Origin of the sequence: Sphingomonas sp. TDK1 (genome assembly GCF_001650735.1) — a bacterium.
Lineage (GTDB): Bacteria > Pseudomonadota > Alphaproteobacteria > Sphingomonadales > Sphingomonadaceae > Sphingomonas.
The window spans coordinates 255,103-273,021 of the sequence record NZ_LXVY01000003.1 but is presented as its reverse complement, the minus strand read 5'-3'; the positions used below and the strand labels follow the sequence as shown (position 1 = coordinate 273,021).

The 17,919-nt window shown below is 67.0% G+C and carries 14 protein-coding genes, 1 pseudogene and 1 riboswitch; of the genes and pseudogenes, 4 read left to right on the top strand and 11 right to left on the bottom strand.

The window, feature by feature from the left end; all coding sequences use genetic code 11:
- Positions 1–50: 50 nt before the first annotated feature.
- Positions 51–737: pseudogene (locus tag A7X12_RS26125) on the bottom strand (IS5 family transposase); the annotation flags it as partial.
- Positions 738–1,047: 310 nt separating this feature from the next.
- A riboswitch (cobalamin riboswitch) is annotated at positions 1,048–1,264 on the top strand.
- 171 nt (positions 1,265–1,435) lie between these two features.
- Between A7X12_RS26125 and A7X12_RS03430 the strand changes: the two are divergent.
- The gene (locus tag A7X12_RS03430; protein WP_084445019.1) at positions 1,436–3,460 is read left to right on the top strand and encodes a TonB-dependent receptor domain-containing protein; all 2,025 of its coding nucleotides are present in this window, start codon (positions 1,436–1,438) and stop codon (positions 3,458–3,460) included.
- A gap of 235 nt (positions 3,461–3,695) precedes the next feature.
- On the opposite strand, the gene A7X12_RS03425 is transcribed toward A7X12_RS03430, so the two are convergent.
- From A7X12_RS03425 to A7X12_RS03395, 7 genes are all read right to left on the bottom strand, one after another.
- The gene (locus A7X12_RS03425) at positions 3,696–4,796 is read right to left on the bottom strand and encodes a PepSY-associated TM helix domain-containing protein (protein ID WP_064310222.1); all 1,101 of its coding nucleotides are present in this window, start codon (positions 4,794–4,796) and stop codon (positions 3,696–3,698) included.
- Positions 4,796–6,928, bottom strand: a complete 2,133-nt coding sequence (locus tag A7X12_RS03420; protein WP_064310221.1) for a TonB-dependent receptor — start codon at positions 6,926–6,928, stop codon at positions 4,796–4,798. The genes A7X12_RS03425 and A7X12_RS03420 overlap by 1 nt, the downstream gene beginning before the upstream one ends.
- A gap of 343 nt (positions 6,929–7,271) precedes the next feature.
- Positions 7,272–7,532, bottom strand: a complete 261-nt coding sequence (locus A7X12_RS25845) for an FAD-dependent oxidoreductase (protein WP_064310220.1) — start codon at positions 7,530–7,532, stop codon at positions 7,272–7,274.
- Between the two features lie 19 nt (positions 7,533–7,551).
- Positions 7,552–8,163: a hypothetical protein gene (locus A7X12_RS25840; protein ID WP_064310219.1), complete on the bottom strand. Its 612-nt coding sequence runs from the start codon at positions 8,161–8,163 to the stop codon at positions 7,552–7,554.
- 52 nt (positions 8,164–8,215) lie between these two features.
- On the bottom strand, positions 8,216–9,400 hold the full coding sequence (locus A7X12_RS03405; RefSeq protein WP_064310218.1) for a thiolase family protein: 1,185 nt from the start codon (positions 9,398–9,400) through the stop codon (positions 8,216–8,218).
- A gap of 84 nt (positions 9,401–9,484) precedes the next feature.
- Positions 9,485–10,291, bottom strand: coding sequence for an SDR family NAD(P)-dependent oxidoreductase (locus A7X12_RS03400; protein ID WP_084445017.1), 807 nt, complete (start codon positions 10,289–10,291; stop codon positions 9,485–9,487).
- Positions 10,292–10,315: 24 nt separating this feature from the next.
- A complete protein-coding gene (locus A7X12_RS03395; protein WP_232318329.1) occupies positions 10,316–11,482 on the bottom strand; it encodes an HlyD family secretion protein in 1,167 nt (388 codons plus the stop codon).
- Positions 11,483–11,585: 103 nt separating this feature from the next.
- Between A7X12_RS03395 and A7X12_RS03390 the strand changes: the two genes are divergently transcribed.
- Genes A7X12_RS03390 through A7X12_RS03380 form a run of 3 tightly spaced genes read left to right on the top strand, consistent with a single transcriptional unit; the run spans position 11,586 to position 15,196 of the window.
- Positions 11,586–13,187, top strand: a complete 1,602-nt coding sequence (locus A7X12_RS03390) for a DHA2 family efflux MFS transporter permease subunit (protein ID WP_232318327.1) — start codon at positions 11,586–11,588, stop codon at positions 13,185–13,187.
- A 12-nt stretch (positions 13,188–13,199) separates the two neighbouring features.
- Complete coding sequence (locus A7X12_RS03385) at positions 13,200–14,603, top strand: efflux transporter outer membrane subunit (RefSeq protein ID WP_064310215.1); 1,404 nt, start codon at positions 13,200–13,202, stop codon at positions 14,601–14,603.
- The gene (locus A7X12_RS03380) at positions 14,603–15,196 is read left to right on the top strand and encodes a TetR/AcrR family transcriptional regulator (RefSeq protein WP_064310281.1); all 594 of its coding nucleotides are present in this window, start codon (positions 14,603–14,605) and stop codon (positions 15,194–15,196) included. The genes A7X12_RS03385 and A7X12_RS03380 overlap by 1 nt, the downstream gene beginning before the upstream one ends.
- A 66-nt stretch (positions 15,197–15,262) precedes the next feature.
- Here the strand turns inward: A7X12_RS03380 and A7X12_RS25375 are convergent, their stop codons facing one another.
- The 3 genes from A7X12_RS25375 to A7X12_RS03370 form a co-directional block, all read right to left on the bottom strand.
- Positions 15,263–15,556 (bottom strand): hypothetical protein, encoded by a 294-nt coding sequence (locus A7X12_RS25375; RefSeq protein WP_232318325.1) that lies wholly within the window; start codon positions 15,554–15,556, stop codon positions 15,263–15,265.
- Between the two features lie 235 nt (positions 15,557–15,791).
- On the bottom strand, positions 15,792–17,027 hold the full coding sequence (locus tag A7X12_RS03375; protein WP_064310214.1) for an FAD-dependent oxidoreductase: 1,236 nt from the start codon (positions 17,025–17,027) through the stop codon (positions 15,792–15,794).
- Between the two features lie 458 nt (positions 17,028–17,485).
- Entirely contained in the window at positions 17,486–17,917 is a 432-nt protein-coding gene (locus A7X12_RS03370) for a HipA domain-containing protein (RefSeq protein ID WP_232318333.1), read from the bottom strand.
- Between the last annotated feature and the right edge of the window lie 2 nt (positions 17,918–17,919).

The following is a 17,919-nucleotide window of genomic DNA, read 5'->3' as shown; positions in this document are numbered from 1 at the left end:
CCTACCTAATCAGTAGAGAAATAAGTTCGACCAACGAACGATGATAATCGCTAAACTGAAGCCAGGCTTCCCAGGCCTGGGACTCGCAAAAACCACATGACGCTGGCGGCCAAGTGTATGCTGCCGAGGAAGATGGCGGCGGTGCGGTCATAGCGCGTGGCGAGGCGCCGGCAGTCTTTGAGGCGGCAGAACATGCGTTCGATGGCGTCACGTCCCTTGTAGAGACTGCGGCTGAAGCAGCTTTTCCAGCGTCGATTGGCCTTGGGCGGGATGTTGGGGACAGCGCCCTGCCGCTCGATGAGATGTGGTTGGTGTCACGGGCGCGGTCGGCATGGGCGATGCAGCGGGCCGGCAGACCGTCGAGCAACGCTTCCGCTGCCCGACAGTCGGCCGCCTGGCCGGGCGTCAGGAGGAAGGCGAGCGGCTTGCCTCGCGCGTCGGCAACGGCGTGGATCTCGGCGTTGCGCCCGCCTCGGCTGATGCCGCTTGCCTGAGCGTACGCCCCCCGCTTCCACCGGCAGCCGAACGCTGCGCCTTCCTATGCGTGCTGTCGACCAGGACCTCAGCCCGTGGCCCGCCGGCAGCGGCCAACGCTTCAGAAACGTCTGCCCGCCGCCCTTTTACGACCAACGTTTATGCCGGTTGTACAGCGTCTTATACGGACCATGGGCGCTCTGCGCGTCCTTCCAACGGCAGCCTGGCTGCAGCACATGGACGATGCCGCTGATCACCCGACGACCGCGATCTGGCGGTGCCCAATTGGCTGGGAAGAAATCCTGACCATGCCTTCCCACCGACTTGAACGTGAGTTGCCCGAACGGTACCTTTTGTCAGGACCGGACATTGACCGCGAATGATCTGAATAACGAGGTGCGGTCGGCAGCCGTTGGTGCGTAATTTCGCATGCTGGTGGAAAGCGGACCGGCAGCTCCCCGGCCAGCATCGTGCCATTCCAGCCAAACCGCCCGCCGTTCCGCTAATCGAGACTTGTTGCGATTGCGATCTCTTATCGCTAACGCCGCTGCATCCGGGAGAATACCTCTTCTGCCGGACCATGATCGCGCTGGTGCTCCGAGAGGAGCTTAATAGGGAACGCGGTGTGGGCGCTTGCGCCCGAAGCCGAGGCTGTCCCTGCAACTGTAAGCGGCGAGCGAGATGCGCGGGCTTCCTCCGATGGAAGCAGCCACTGGGCCTTTGGCCTGGGAAGGTGTGCATCGAGTGACGACCCGTGAGCCAGGAGACCTGCCAGCGAGAGGTCGCTCTTGCCCTGGCCCAGGGGATGGCCGTGGCACGGTTCTCCGTCTGAGCGACGAACGAGCGGTGGAGGCCGCATCGGTTCGTCTCGTGGCGCTCTCGGCGTCCGCGCTCGGTACGCGCTGACCGTTCGCGAACGGCACGCCTCCACCGGCAGTCGCATGACGCCAGGAGAAGACGTTTGAGACCTATCTTTTTGTCCGGCCTCGCCGCGTTGTCCGTTTGCGGTTCGCCTGCGGCCTTCGCCCAATCGGGAACCTTGCCGCCTGCGCCCGCCAAGGAGGGGGACGAAATCCTCGTGTTCGGGCGCGGAGAAAGCAAGATCGGCGTCGCGCAGGCCGCGAGCGAAGGCTCGATCACCGGCGCCGACCTGCTGGTGCGCCCGCTGCTGCGGGTTGCCGAGCTGCTGGAGGCAGTGCCCGGCATGATCGCCGCCCAGCATTCCGGCAGCGGCAAGGCCAACCAGTATTTCCTGCGCGGCTTCAATCTCGACCACGGCACCGATTTCACCACCTATGTCGACGGCGTGCAGATGAACCTGCGCAGCCATGGTCATGGGCAGGGGTATCTCGATCTCAATGGATTGATTCCGGAGATCGTCGGTCGCGAGGACTTTCGCAAAGGCCCCTACCGTGCCGATGGCGGCGACTTCGCGCTCGCAGGTGCCGCATACATGACGACGATCGATGGGTTCGAAAGTCCCTGGCTGTCGATCGAAGGCGGGTCCTATGGCTATCGCCGGATCGCGGCGGGTGGGACGACGGATGGCGTCGGCCCAGGCACGCTGACGCTGGTGGGTCAGCTTCGCGCCTATGACGGCCCGTGGCAGGAGCCGGAGCATTTGCGGCATGCTTCCGGCTTCGCCAAATACGCGGCGCCGCTCGGGACCGGCGCGATCGCCGTGACGCTAAACGCCTATCACGCGACCTGGCGCCCCACCGAGCAGATCCCCGAACGGATCATCGGCACCGCCGTCTGCCCGGACGTGTTCTGCTCGCCCGATCCCAGCGCACGCGGCCGCACCACCCGGCTGATCGGCAGCGTCGCCGTGCATCAGCAGGGGTGGGACGCGAACCTGTATGGCCAGTTTTACGATTGGTCGATGTACTCGAACCCGACCTATGCCGATCCGGATGGCACCAGCGCGCAGATCCGCCAGTTCGACAAGCGGTGGATCGTCGGCGGACGCGCCGAGAAACGCTGGCAGGTGGCGCCAGCGCTCGCCCTTTCGGTCGGCAGCGAAGGCCGTTACGACCACATCGGCAATGTCGGCGTCGCCCGTACCGCCGATCGCGCGCCGCTCTTCTCGCTCGGGCGCTATCACGTCGAGGAAGCGTCGGCCGCACTGTACGGCGAGGCGACCTGGAAACCGCTGGCGGGGCTCCGCATCATGGCTGGGCTGCGCGGTGATGGCTACCGTTACGCCGTACGCGCTCGCGATGCCGCCGCGGCTTCATTGGGTGAGGGCGCCGGCAGCGACAGCATCGTCTCGCCCAAGGCTTCGGTAGCCTACGCCCTGACCCCGCAGATCGAGCTCTATGCGAACTGGGGTCGCGGCTTCCACTCGAACGACGTGCGGGGGGCCGTCAACGTCGAGACGCGAGTGCCGGTTCTGGTCCGCGGTACGGGCAAGGAGCTGGGCGCGCGCTGGCAGCACGGCGGGGTGACCCTCACCGGCACCTATTGGTGGCTGGACGTCGGCAGCGAACTCCGGTTCGTGGGTGACTCTAACGCGGTAGAGCCCACCGGCGCGAGCCGGCGACATGGCTACGAACTGGTTGCCTTCTGGCGGCCTGCACCCTGGCTGGCGCTCGACGGCAACTATACGGCGAGCCGATCGCGTTATGACAATGGCGACCGCATCCCGAATGCCTTCGAGAACGCCGCATCCGCGGGCGTGGCGGTGGTGCTGGCGCCTTGGGAAGCCAGCCTCCGCGTCCGGCACCTCGGGCGGTACCCGCTGATCGAGGACAACAGCGCGCGCGATCACGGCAGCACGGTGGTCAACCTTCGGGCAGCACGGAAAATCGGGCGCCTCGAAGTCTATGGCGAGGTGCTGAACCTGCTCGACAGCCGGGACAAGGACATTGCCTATTTCTACGAATCCTACATCCCGTCGGTCGATCGTGACGGTCCCACCGAGGGGCGGCTAAGTCGCGTCGTCGAGCCGCGTACGCTTCGGATCGGCGCGCGCGTGTCGTTCTAGCAATTCGGGCCGCTTGCGCAGCGCTAGCTGTGCCGGCGGCCGCAAGATCTGCTTCTGGATGCGGCAGGCGGGGATGTTCCGCGTCCGCCGGTGGAGCAGGAGCCGCCAGTCCGGGAACAAGAATTCTGGGCGCACCTGCGGATCAGGTGATTGGTACCGCCGATCGCTGCTTTCGGCCCGACCCGTCGTTCTCACCCGGTGATGAGAACGGCTTACGCTAGTCGCTAGCCGTCGCTCACCGCCTGATGGGAGCCATGTTCTGCCCCGCCGCTTGAGACCTATCCTTCGACTTCCTGCGTTTGGCACTAAGAATATTCCACTGCGTCCGCCAGAATGCATACACTGCCAAGCTGCCGAGCAGAGCCAGTGCGACGCCGGACACGCTCATGGCTAGCTTCCAGAGCACACCTCCGGTCTTGGCGGCGTGGATCGGATAGAGCTTCTCGCGGATCGAAGCCCCAGTGCCTCCCTCAGCGGGATTGGCGCGGCCCAGGATCGCCAGCGTGACGGGATCCGCATAGACGAAGGTACGCCCGTTCGGGGTCCATTCGAAGGACTGCCGCAGCCGGAGAACGATGGGCGACCCGATCTTTTGCGGCCATTGCAGGCGGCGGAACTCGGCACCCGGAAACATCACCGATGCAGCCCGGAAAAGCGGCGCCAGATCGCGGTGAGCCGGGGCCGCGCGGTGCCCCTCCACCTTCGGCGGGCGCAAGCGCGCTTCGACGATCAGGCCGCCGCCCAGGGCGGGAAACACCATCAGCACCCCCGTTACCAACGAGACGAGCAGCAAGGGCGCAGCCACCACGCCCATATCGCGGTGATGGTGGACGATCGCACCGGACTTCATCGTCACGGGCCAAGCCCGCAGGCGAAAGCGACGCCGGGTTCGCCACCACAGCACCAACCCCGTGACGACGAAGAACAGCCCGACCAGGCCGGCGATGCCGGTGATCGTCTCCCCCGCGTCGCCGATCAGCAGGCGATGGTGGAGATCGAACAGCCATAGCTCAGGCCGCTGCCACGCCGCCGACCAGCGGGCGACCGTCTCCCCAGCCTGGCTGAGATAGGCCCCGCCGCCGTCCCGGAACAGCACCTGATGGACGCCGAGCCCGTCACCCGCGAACGTGATGCGGTCGATCGGCCTTCCTCCCTCCGATACCAAGCCGACAACTCTCCCCAGCGCCACCGGATCTGCCCGGACGGGATCCCCGGCATGCGCGACGAAGGTGAGTTCGTCGCGCCACACGAGCAGCGTCCCCGTCAGCCCTAGCACCGCGAGCAACAGGCCGCCGATCGCGCCGATCCAGCGATGCAGCAGGGCCAGAACGTGCATCAGAACCCGGCCTGCCAGCTCAGCGTGAAGTTGCGGCCGCGCCCCGTATAGAAGCGGGCGTTGTCGGTCGGCCCCTGCGTGTCGCTGTAATAGGTGACATAGTCGGTGTTGCCGAGGTTCTGGACGCTCAGCATCATGCGGCCGATCGGCAGGTCATAGGCAACATAGGCGTCGAACAGCCGGTAGCCGACGAAATCATTGGCGATCGGCTGCCCCTGGAACCGGCGTGACAGATAATAGCGGCCCTGGAGGCGTGCGCTGAAGCGTCCGCGGGCATAGTCGATGTTCAGGTTGAGCCGGTCTGGCGAGATGTTGGCGCCGTCGAGATCGGCGTCCATCCTGCCGTCGCCATTGGTATCCGTGCGCCCACTCACATGCGCGAAGCCGGTCCCGAGCTTCAGCCCCGGCAGCGGGGTGCGGACGTTGAGGTTCACTTCCAGCCCCTCGATGTCGATCGGCTGGCGCATCACGTTGAATATGCCGTCGCTGGCGCGCACCAGCACCTGGCCCAGATCGCTCGACGACCAGTAATAGGTGGCGCTCGCCTCCAGCGGCCCCTGGTTCACCTCGACGCCGAGCTCGCGGTTGTTCGAGACGACCGGCGTCAGGTCGAGAAAGTCGGCGATGCGGATATTGGGCTGGGTGATGCCGCGCAGGACGCGCCCGATATCGGCAATCGTATAGCCTTCCGCATAGCTGCCATAGGCGCGGATGCCTTTGACCGGCTCCACCACCACGCCGCCGTTCCACAAGGCCCGCGCGAACGACGGCTTGCCGCCGGTAACCGCCCGCGCCCCCGCGCTGGCGAGCGTCGTATAGTCGGGAATGTCGAGCTGGACGTTCTCGTAGCGCACGCCCCCAGCCAGCCGCACGACGCCGCCGAACAGCTTCAGATTAGCCTGCCCGACCGGCGCGAGGCTACGGAAGTCGGTCTGCGGCACCCAGGCGCGGCCGGTCTGGACGAGATCCTGCTTGGTGCGATCGATCAGCGCGTCGAACCCTGCGGTCAGCGTCAGCGCCTCGAACCCGGGCACGGCACGCTCGTAGCTGACCTTGCCGCCGATCTTGCGCGATACGTTGCGCGACTGGTCGAACAGCGTGCCCACCGGCGCTATCCGCGCGTCCTGGAACGTCGCCAGGATACCGCCGGCAAAGGTATCGCTGGTGCGGTTGTAGAAGCCCTGCAGCGTGAACGCCCCGCCCGCCAGATCGCCGTCGGTGAGCGAGGCCGACACCATCTCGGCCAGGCCGGTCGAGGGCTGCCCCGGCGTCTGTCCGCGCCGGCTGGTGGCGGGAATGCCCAGCGCCCGGTTGCCGTCGACGGGCAGGTAATGGTTGTTGCCCTCCAGCCGGAAGCGATTGGCGATCACCTCGATACGGGCGGTATCGGAGAGGTCGAAGCCTGCCCGGCCGAAGAAGGAAAGGCTGTCGGTATCCTGGATCTCACTCTGGTTGCCGTCGAGCCCGATGCGGCGCCCGCGCCCGTCGAGAAATACCCCGCGCCGCTCAAACGCCGCGCCCGCGGTGGCATCGAACCGGCCGCTGCGGACGCTGACCAGACCGGCGACCTTGCCGCCCAGCGAATCGCCGGAGAAATTGTCGCCGCTATTCCCCTGAAGCAGGGTCCGCCCGCTCCAGCCATTTTCCTTGGGCGCACCGACGGTGACCTGATTGACCACCCCGCCCGTCGCCCCGATGCCCTGCAGGGCGTTGGAGCCGTAGATCACTTCGACCCGGTCGATGAAGAAGGGATCGATGGTATAGCCGTCACGCGCGCCGTCGCGGATCGGCGTCGTCTGCGGGATGCCGTTGATCGCGTAGAGCGGCGATCGGCCCCGCAGCGTCTCGCCGAAGCCGGTGATCTTCTCGCGCGTCGGCGAGAAGGACGGGAGCAGCGCCGACACTGCATCGACGGTGGAACCGGACACCGCGACTTGGCGCGACAGCGTCTCGCGATCAATCACGTCGACCGTCAGCGGTAGCGCGCTGGCCGGCAATTTGGTCCGCGCGGCCGTCACCACGATATCCTCGCGCGCGGTCTCGAGCGCATCCTCGTCGGCGCGGCTGTCCTGCGCCTTCGCACTTCCCGTCCAGATGGTAGCTGCGGCGATCACGCCGATGGCGAATTTCATCAACTTCCCCTTTCGGCGCCCGATAGAAAACAATCGCGTAATTTGCAACAGCTTCGCATTAGCACGGGTTGTGTGTGTCCTGCTTTCTGCTGCCGAGCGCCGATAGGGTGCCATCCTTTGCGATCGCCGCTGGGCAGCCGATCAACCTACTGAAGGGCTGAAATCGGGCGCAAAAGCCGGCTGCTTGGGTTTCGCGACCATTAGCGGGTCTCAGCGAAAGCCGACGTTCCCATCAACGGCATTCAACCGCTTTGAGCTGGTCGCCGACTTTCGTGACCGAGCGGGATCCGGTTAGTCGACACCGCCGATCACGGCCCCGGCATGGATCCAGCCTTGGAACCAATCAGGTGCCGACCTCCCGGGAAAGAAATCGACGAGTGCACGTGGTGCGCGCGCGAAGCAGTAGCGCCAGCATCTCGTGCCCCTCCTTAGCCGCCTGTGTGCCGCGCGGAGACATCGCGGCTTCGTAGGTCGCCAGTTCCGTTTCGATGTCGCCAGGATGTGCGGCGATCGCTTGGCCGAGTTCGGCGCCATCGAGTAGCGCCAGGTTCGCGCTTTCGCCGGCCGGCGGCGCAAGGTGCGCGGCGTCGCCGAGCAGGGTCACGCCTGGGATCCGGTCCCATCTATGTCCAATCGGAAGCGCGTGGAGCGGACGCGGCCGGTGCCGTGTCGCTGTCGGCCATCAGTGCTGTCAGAGCAGGCGCCCGGCCGTCGAACTCGGGCGCCAGCCGCTCCGTCGCGGCGGCAGCGTCGCCGGAATCCATGCCTGCGCTCCAACCGAGCGGACAGTTCAATGCGGCATATGTGTGAAGGATACCTCCCGCTTCGCGATGTGCGAAGATGCCCAGGCCGGGTGCGAGCGCAAACAGCGCGCCCGCCCCTGCCGCGATGGCTGTCGCGGGATGCAGGACATCGACGTCGTGAAGATAGGTCTCGACAAAGGTGGTGCCGATATATTCGGCCGTCGCGCTCGATAGCAGCGGCCGAATCTTCGACCAGGCGCCGTCGGCACCGACGAGGAGATGGGTGGCCGTGGTCGATCCATCGGTGACGCGCAGTTCGTGCCACCCGCCGCCCAGTGCGATGACACCGTCGAGCTTTTTGCTCCACTGGACGGCCTCTTCAGGCTGCGATTCCAGCAACATGCGCCGCAGATCGCTGCGCAGCGCTTCCGGGCGGCCGCCCGTGCCATTGCTGGGAAGGTCGAGCAGCACGGCACCGTGGCGACCGAGCACGCGCGTAGCTTCCCCGCCCGGACGCAGCCCATGCGGAGCGCAGTGGCGATTGTCACTCGACGGATTCCAAGGCCAGAGCGATGCCCTGACCGCCGCCGATGCACAGCGTCACGATGCCGCGCCGCACGCCGTCGCGCCGCATCGCATGCAGCAGGCGCGTGACCAGCACCGCGCCGGTGGCGCCGATCGGGTGGCCGTGCGCGATTGCCCCGCCCTCGACATTGACGATGTCGAGCGGCAGCCCGAGCCCCTGCGCGACCGCCAGCGGCACCACGGCAAAGGCCTCGTTGATCTCGACGCGCTCGACATCGCCCAGCGCCCAGCCCGCCCGCTCCAGCGCCTGCTCGACCGCCGGCACCGGCGCCATGCCGAAGCGCGCCGGCTCGATCGCGCACAGGCCATGCGCGACCAGGCGGCCGATCGGCGCCAGCCCGGAAGCCTCGGCCGCCGCCCGATCGGCAACCAGCATCGCCGCCGCGCCGCTGTTCAGGCCGGGCGCGTTGCCCGCGGTGATCGTGCCGTCGGGCCGGAAGGCGGGCTTCAGCCGCGCGAGCGCCTCGATCGTCGTCGCAGGTCGCGGCGCCTCGTCGCGATCGAAATGCGTGACGCCCTTCCGGCCGGCGACCTCCACGGCAACGAGCTCGGCGTCAAAATACCCCGCTTCCTGTGCGGCAGCGAATCGCGCCTGCGAACGGGCCGCCCAGGCGTCCTGCGCCTCGCGGTCGATCTTCGCCTCGCGCGCCAGGTCCTCGGTATGCCAGCCCGAATGCTCGCCCGAAAAGGCGTCAACCAGACCGTCGCGCAGCATCGCGTCGTGGATCTCCGCCGGGCCCATCCGGTAGCCCCAGCGACCGCCGTCCATCAGATAGGGCGCGCGGTCCATATTCTCCATCCCGCCGGCGATCGCGAAGGCGTGACGACCGAGCAGGATGTCGTCCGCCGCGGAAACAATGGCCTGCGCCCCCGATCCGCACACCCGGTTGACGGTCAGCGCCGGGACGGCGACCGGCAGGCCGCCGCCGATCGCCGCCTGACGGGCCGGGTTCATGCGGTTGCCGGCCTGGATGACGTTCCCAAGCACGACCGCCCCGACGCGCGCCGGATCGATCCCCGTGCGGCGCAGCGTCTCGCGGACGACCGCAGCGCCGAGGTCGGTCGCCGGCACGTCCTTCAACGAACCTCCATAGGTGCCGATCGCCGTGCGGACCGGCTCGCAGATCACGATATTCCGCGCCATTGCCTTCACTCCATCATCCATTTCTGAAAGACTGGCAGCGGCCGGCCAGTAAGGTTCGCAAACCGGCCGCTGCGATCCCTGGTCTCAGGCCGCTACGGTCTCCGCAGCGACGCGATAGCGCGGTGCCACCTCGCGGCGGGAGAGCTCGGACGCCATCGCAAGCCGCGCCTCCTGCATCGCCTGCCACCTGCCCTCGTCCGCCAGCGGCGGGATGGTGACCGTCTCACCCCGGTCGAAACCGACCAGCGCGGCGTCGACCAGGTCGCCCGCGTCCATCACCCATTCAGCCGGAAAGGCATCGACGTCCTTGCCCGAGCGCGCCCAGATCTCGGTGCGGGTCGCACCCGGCAGCACCGCCTGGACGCGTATGCCCTTGTCGCCGACTTCCTTGGCGAGGCCCTGCGTAAGGTTGAGCAGGAAAGCCTTGGTGGCGCTATAGGTGCTGTCGAACATCTCGGGCGCGAGCGCCAGCACCGACGACAGGTTGATGATCCCGCCCTTTCCGCGCGGCGCGAACGCGCGCACCGCGGCCCCGGCCAGCAGCGTCGGCGCGGTGACGTTGATCGCGATCAGCTGCTCGATCGTCGCCACCGGCGTGTCGATCAGCGTGCCCTCCAGCGAAATGCCGGCATTGTTGACGAGCAGGGTCAGCGTCTCGTCATCGGCGATGCGTGCCTCCACCTGGGCCAGCTGGGCGCGGTCGCTCAGGTCGGCAGGCAGCACGTCGACGCGGACGCCAGCATCCGCGCGCAGCCGGGTGGCGAGAGCGTCGAGCCGCGCGACGTCGCGCGCGACGAGGATGAGGTCATAGCCGCGATGGGCAAGGCGATCGGCATAGATCGCGCCGATGCCGGTCGAGGCGCCGGTGATGAGCGCAGTTCCTTGGGACATTGCCATTCTCCTTGATGGGGGGGGTCAGTGGGACAGCCGCACCTTGGCGGTGACGGAGAGGCCGGGGCGCAGCGCCTGGTCGATGGCCTGGCCGGGATCGAAGCGGATGCGCACCGGCACGCGCTGGACGATCTTGGTGAAATTGCCGGTGCCGGGTTCGAACGGCAGCAGCGAGAAGCTGGCGCCGGTGCCCGGCGCGAAGCTCTCGACGCGGCCGGTCAGCGGATGGTCGAGCGCATCGACGCGGATGGTCGCGCGCTGGCCCACGCGCATGTCGCGGGTCTGCGTCTCCTTGAAGTTCGCGGTGACGTAGAGCGCGTGCATCGGCACCAGCGTCAGCAGCCGCGAGCCGGGCTGGACATAGTCCCCGACCCGTACCTGCCGGTTGCCCACCACGCCGTCCACCGCCGCGCGGATCAGCGCATGCCCCTGATCCTGCCGGGCGAGATCGAGCGCGGCGACGGCGCGCAGTCGCGCGGCCTGGGCCTGTTCGAGCGCGGCCATCAGGCCGGGGCGCCGTGCCGCCGTGACCGCCGCCTGCTGCTGCGACACGGCGAGCAACGCCTGCGCCTTCGCAGCTTCCTGGGCACCCCCGATAGCTTTGGTGCGGTAGGTCTCGGCATCGCGGGTGGCGACCGCCCCGGTCGCGACCAGCGCATCATAGCGGCGGCCATCGGCTTCGGCGCGCGCCGCCTCGGCGGCGGTCGAACGAATGGTCGTACGCGCGGCGGCCACCTGCGCGGCAGCGAGCCGCTCCTCCGCATCGAGGCTGGCGAGCGCGGCGCGTGCCGAAGCGATGTTGGCATCGGCATCGGCCAGGTCAGCGCGGGCGCTCGCCGCCTTGGCATCGAACTCCTCGGGGTCGATCCGTACCAGCGGGTCGCCGGCATGCACGACCTGATTGTCGCGCACATACACCGCGCCGACCAGCCCGCGGACCTTGGGCGCAACGGTGGTCGAATCGGCCGCGACATAGGCGTCGTCGGTCGCCTCGACGGAGGGCCGCGCCGTGATCCACAGCGCGCCGCCGCCCGCAACCGCCAGTGCCAGCGTCGATACGAAGATCGCGCGCCGAGCGGGCCGGCGGCGTCGCGGCGGTGCGGTCGGCACCGACGACGTTTCCGCCGGCCCGCTCGCGTCGACCGGTCGTCGCAGTTCCACCACCTGTTCCCCGATCGGTTCCGCGCTCACTGGGCGCCTCCTTGCAGAAATGCCTTGTCTATATGACGTGCATCATATTATATGACAGTCATCATATGTCGAGTCCGAAATTGCTGGTTCGAAAGGAAGCGGGTTGGCCGGGTGGTTGCAGGCATTGGGTCAGGACTGGTCGGCCAACCCGTCGGCCATGCCGACCGTGCGCAAGTTCCTGATCTTCGGCGTAATGGCGTTCGGCCAATTCATGGCGCTGTTCGACATCCAGATCGTTTCCGCGTCCCTCAGCGATGTGCAGGCGGGGCTCGCCGCCGGTCCGGATGAAGTCAGCTGGGTGCAGACCGCCTATCTGATGGCCGAACTCGTGATGATTCCGCTGTCCGGCTATCTTGCGGGCGCGATGTCGACACGGTGGCTGTTCGTGCTCTCGGCCGGCATGTTCACCTTCTCGAGCCTGATGTGCGGGCTGTCGTGGAACATGGAATCGATGATCGCCTTCCGCGCGCTGCAGGGATTCACCGGCGGCGCGATGGTGCCGTTGGTCTTCGCCGTCGGCTTCACCATTTTCTCGGGCAAGCAGCGCGCGCTGATCCCGGCGATCCTCGGCACAGTCAGCGTACTGGCCCCGACGCTCGGGCCGAGCGCAGGCGGCGCGATTACCCAGGCGCTCGACTGGCGCTGGCTGTTCTTCATCAACATCCTGCCCGGCGTGATCGTGACGCTGCTCGCTTCGCAGATCCTGCGCATCGACCGCGCGACGCCGTCGATGTTCGCGCGGATCGACTGGAGCCATTTCATCGCGATGGCAGTGTTCCTGGCCGGGCTCGAATATGTGCTGGAGGAAGGCCCACGAAACGACTGGTTCGGCGATCCGGGGATCGCCGTGGCGGCGTGGTGCTCGGCGGTGGCGTTCGCGCTGTTCCTCGAACGCTCGTTCCGCTCGACCAACCCGCTGGTGCGCCTACAACCCTTCCGCCGCCCGACCTTCGCCTTTGCCTGCACTTTCAACTTCGTGATCGGCATCGGCATGTATTCGGCCATCTATCTGGTACCGGTCTATCTCGCCCGGATCCGCGGCTATGAGGCGCTCCAGATCGGCACCACGGTGTTCGTGGTGGGGGTTACCCAGCTGCTCAGCGTCGTCATCAGCGCCTATCTGAGCCAGCGGGTCGACATGCGCTGGATGATCACCGTCGGGCTGTCGCTGTTCGCCTGGAGCCTGTGGCTCACCTCCGGCATGACGAGCGCCTGGGGCTTCTGGGAGTTCTTCGTCCCCCAGGCGATACGCGGGCTGGCGCTGATGCTGTGCATCGTCCCCAGCGTGAACATGGCGCTGGCCGGTTTCCCGCCGACGGAGCTGCGCTATGCCTCGGGCCTGTTCAACCTGATGCGCAACCTGGGCGGGGCGATCGGCATCGCCGTCGTCAACACGCTGCTGCGCGACCATGCCCGCATCGCCTCGACGCGCCTGGGCGAGGCGCTCGGCACGCACCCCGGCGCCGCGACCGACGCCGTGGCGACGATCGCGCGCCGTCTCGGCCAGATCGCCCCCGATCCGCGCGAAGCCGCCGCAATGGCGCAGGGCCTGTTCGCCCAGTTGGTGGGCCGCGAGGCACTGACGATCGCGTTCGACGACGTATTCCGGCTGCTTGCCTGGATGTTCATCGCCGCGCTGGTGATGGTGCCCTTCTGCCGCCCGCCCGCCAACGCCGCCACGCCGCCGCCCGACGCGGCGCACTGAGGAGTCCGCGCCATGCGCCTTGCCCCCGCCCTGCTCGCCCTCGCCACGCTGTGCGGCTGCGCCGCCGGCCGGGACTATGCCCGCCCCGAGATTGCGCTGTCCGCCACCTATCACGCACCACTGCCCATCGCCGAGTCCGACGCGCAGTGGTGGCGTCGCTTCGGCGATCCGGTCCTCGATACGCTGGTGGAAACGGCGCTGGCGCAGAATCTCGACGTCGCCGCCGCCGCCGCACGGGTCGATCAGGCCCGCGCGGTCGCGGGTGCGAGCGGCGCGGCCCTCCTGCCCCAGATCGATCTCGCCGCATCGGGCGAGCGCACCCGCCAGTCGTTGCGCACCCCTGTCGGCGCGGTGGCGAACCGCCTGGATCTGCCGCGCGACTATTCGCTCTACACGGTCGGACCGCAGGCATCCTGGGAGCTTGACCTGTTCGGGGGTCTGCGACGCGGGCGCGAGGCGGCCCGCGCCGATTTTGCCGCCGCCGCTGCAAGCGCCAACGGGGTGCGGCTGAGCATCGCGTCGGAAACGGCCGACGCCTATCTCCAGCTCCGCGGGCTGCAAGCGCGGTACGCCGTCGTCGCACAGCAGCTGGAGACCGAGCGGAAGCTCGCCGCGCTGGTCCGCCAGCAGGCCGACCAGGGGCTGGTCGCTGAGCGCGAACAGCACCGCGTGCTGGGCGAAAGCGCCGGCATCGAGGCCAGCCTCGCGCCGCTCCGCGCCGCAATCGCCGGCCAGATCCACCGCCTCGACGTGCTGACCGGACGCCAAGCGGGATCGGACCCGCTGCATCTGGCGACCGCGCAGCCGGTACCCGATGCACCAAATCCCAGCGGCAGCGCCATCCCAAGCGAGCTCATGCGCCGCCGACCCGATCTCGTCGCCGCCGAACGCCGCCTCGCCGCCAGCAATGCGCGGATCGGGGTGGCGCTCGCCGATTATTACCCGCACCTCGCGCTGAACGGCCTTCTCGGCTTCGCCAGCATCGGCACCGGCGGCCTGTTCACCGGCACCGGGCTGCAGGCGAGCGGCGGGGCGGGGCTGCGGTGGCGCTTGTTCGACTTCGGCCGCGTCGATGCCGAGGTGGCGCAGGCCCGCGGCCAGGAGGCGGAGGCACTGGCGCAGTTTCGCGGCGCGGTGCTAAGGGCCAGCGAAGAGGTGGAAACCGCCATCGTCCGCCTTGCCGAAACACGAACCGAAATCACCTTGCGCGAAGAACAGGTCACATCGCTTACCCGCTCCCGCGACCAGGCGCGGCAGGGCTATGCGGGCGGTGCGCTGTCGCTGGTCGACGTGCTCGATGCGGACCGCGCACTGCTGGAGGCGACCGACCGCCTCGCCGCTGCGCGCGCGGAGGCCGCCCGCGCATCCGTCGCGGCCGCTCGTGCATTGGGCGGAGGATGGCAAACGAGGAGCTGATGAGCGAAGCAATGACCCCCAAGGCGCGCACCCGCGCGCGCATCCTCGATGAGGCGGCGAAGGCCATGCGCGAAAAGGGCGCGGACGGAATCGGCGTTGCCGCGCTGATGAAGCGCGCGGGCCTGACGCATGGCGGCTTCTACGCCCATTTCGAGAATCGCGACGATCTGGTGGCACATGCCGTCGACAGGATGTTTCAAGACAGCGATTTCGTGCTGAAGCGCCATCTCGCCGGGAACGAGGCGGCCAAGGGCCTGTCCGAGCTCATCGACTATTATCTTTCGGAAAAGACGCGGGCGCGCACCGATCGGGGCTGCCCGCTCCCGAGCCTCGGGGGCGAAGCAAGCCGGATGCCCGCCGCGGCGCGGCAACGCTTCTCGGACGGCATCCATGCGTTTCGCGCCGCGTTGGCAAAGAGCCTGGCGGCGTTCGGGTCGCCTGAGCCCGAGTCCCTGGCAGCCTCCGTCCTGGCCGAAATGGTGGGCGCGATGACATTGGCACGCACGCTCGATGACGATGCGGCGGGGGTCGCCTTGCGAGCATCGAGGGACCAGCTGAAGCGTCGGATCGGCCTGCCCGCCAACTATTGTTGATATGCGCCAATGAGCGGGTCGGAGCGGATCGCGCGCCTCTGTCGAAACCGGACGTCCGGCGGTTGTCTAGGCGGAATGGTGCGCCGCCGGCTTGTATCCGGTCATCACGGAGAAGCGCGTATTCTCGACGGGAGAGGAAAAGCGCGCCCGGAACTGGGTTCGCGTCGCGCCGGTAATGATCGTATAGAGCTTGGACGCCGGATACTTCTCCGTTATAAAAATTGCGAACATATAGGTCCGGTAAACAATGTCGTCTTGCGCAACGATTCGCTGGCGACGACACCCAGCAACAGAGCCGCGCATGCCATGGGATGTTGGACCTTTGTTCATGGCTTGGTCATGCTGGCCCTCGACAATCAACTAAGGGTACGCCTTCCAAGCGAAGACGACGAGAGCGTATTGGAAGTTCTTCAGCCCCTCCCGGAGGCGCCCATCGGGACAGCAACCACTTGATCCAGATCCTGCGTCTCAAGCGCTACGCGTCCCAATGGTCGGTTCCGGCGGGAGCCGACATCTTTGCCACCGAACCCGAACGGCGCGAGTTGATCGAAAGCGCCGGCCTCCACCGGCAGTCGCCACCGATAGATCGGGGGGATTAAGGCGCACCTGCCAAGGGTACGATGGCATTAAGGTCATCATCACACAGCCCCAGCGACTTCAACGGATTGCCAACCAATCCACTAACCATGGATGCTTGGATCGCCGTGACTGGCCATAATTTCGCCAGCGGACCTACCACACGGTCCCGGACCAGGGGGAGCAATCGGCTGTCGGACTGATAGACGGGCGTGAACAACGCGGTGAGCCATTGATACGTCAGGACGTGGCGACGACGCAGGCGGATACCCTGCCGCACACCTTCATCAATGTCGCCCGCTTGGCTGAGCCCCTGCGCGAGTGCCCACGCGTCCAGTAATGCCATGTTCGCGCCTTGCCCGAGCTGGGGGCTGGCGGAGTGCCAGGCGTCGCCGATATGCGCCAACGCCGGCTCCGCTGGCGAGGCCAGGGTTCGATGCGCATAGCGGGCGAACGTCAGCTGGTGCGGGTCGGTGATTTGGTCGAGCAGCGTGGCACATTCGGGCCAGAGTGCGGTTACCTCGGCCTTCCATGTCGCCAATCCAGCCGCCCGCCATGCCTCCAGTCGGTCCACCCTGAGCGACCAGAAAAAAGCCGCCTTTGGCGTCGTCGCGCCCGGTGGCACGCCGATCGGAAGAACGCCTGCCATTTTGCTCGCCCGCGCATAGCGCTGCGCCAGGCTATGCGGATCAAAGGTCGCCCCCGAAGGCCAGTCGAGGCTGGCCCATAGCGCTCCATACCGCAGTGCTCGGCCAGTGGGCGGCGCCAACGGCGTCCGCGTCCCCAGCGCGTCGACGACAAGATCAAACGGGACACTCGTCTGACCATCGGCAAAGCACAGCGCGCGCTTTTCCCCCACCAGCACACTGCCAGCCAGAGCGCGGCCGGAATGGATCGGTATTCCCGATCGTAAAACGGCCTCGTGCAGGATCGCGAACAGGCTGGCGCGGTGGATGCCGATACCAAAAGTGCCGGGACGACCCAGCGCCGCATATTGCACGTCAAGGACCACCCGCTTGCCCGCTTTGCCGAACAACCGATCTACCCGCGCGCCGCGTGCCAAAGCGGCATCCAGCAAGCCGAGTTTGCCGAGAACTGCCATTCCCGTCGGCTGCAACATCAGCCCGGAGCCAAGGGGCTTTGGCGTCTCGAATCGCTCGAACAGGGTGACCTGATGGCCACTGCGGTCAAGCAACAGCGCGACCGCCAATCCGCATGGCCCACAGCCGGCAACAGCAATGTTCAGTCCCCGCATACCTGCTGTTTATTCGGCGCCATGGCGATATCCAATAGCCGGGCCGGACAGATGCGATCGGAGATGGAATAGCGAAGTTCAGCCGCACACCGACAATCTGGTCGCCAACCGAATGATGACGCCAGGCATCGCCCCACCTGCTCGCGTTCATGCTTCGAATCCGATGTACGAAGAAGGGTATAAGGCCCGACCGCTGAAGCTCAATTTTTGCTGCAATGCGGTAAGTATTTATTCCGGATGGCGTATTCTAATCCGTTGGATTCCCTTCGCCCCGATCAGGCTGACTTGATCCGCGCTCTTCGAACTTCGCCATAACCCAATTGGTACTTCTGGGCGCGAGTCGCAGTACGCTTTTGGGCAGGTCCGGTCAGTCATTCAGCGTCGCTCCTGCATGTTCCCGCAGAGTGATTTCTAAGCGGAGCTGGCCGCGAGATCGCGTCGCATGCCGGCGAAGTGGATCAGCGCTTGCCGCATCCCTCGAGGATCGGGGTCATCGCCCTGACATGCGCATCGATGCGCTCAAGGACGTTCAACGGAACAACCTCACGCTCCGGCAACTTCCACCAGTGCGCATGGACGCGAGCCACCGTCTCCACCACGGCGTCGAGAACTCCCGGTTCGGGGAGGCGCGCGCGATTGGCAAAGACCTTCCAGCGATCTGCCGTCAGCGCCATGAACGAACGTTCGCCACCGAGCGACAGCGCCAGAGTGTCCGCGGGAAGATAGGGGACGGTCGACAGCACGTCGTAGACTGGTGCCAGCGCGGCAAGGTTGCCGTCTCCGGGATAGAGTAGCGACCAGTTCTTGAGGTGCATATCGCCATTGCCGGTGATCACGGCCAACACCAGCCGGCGTACGAATTCGAGCGCGGCCGCCGGAGAGATCGCCACAC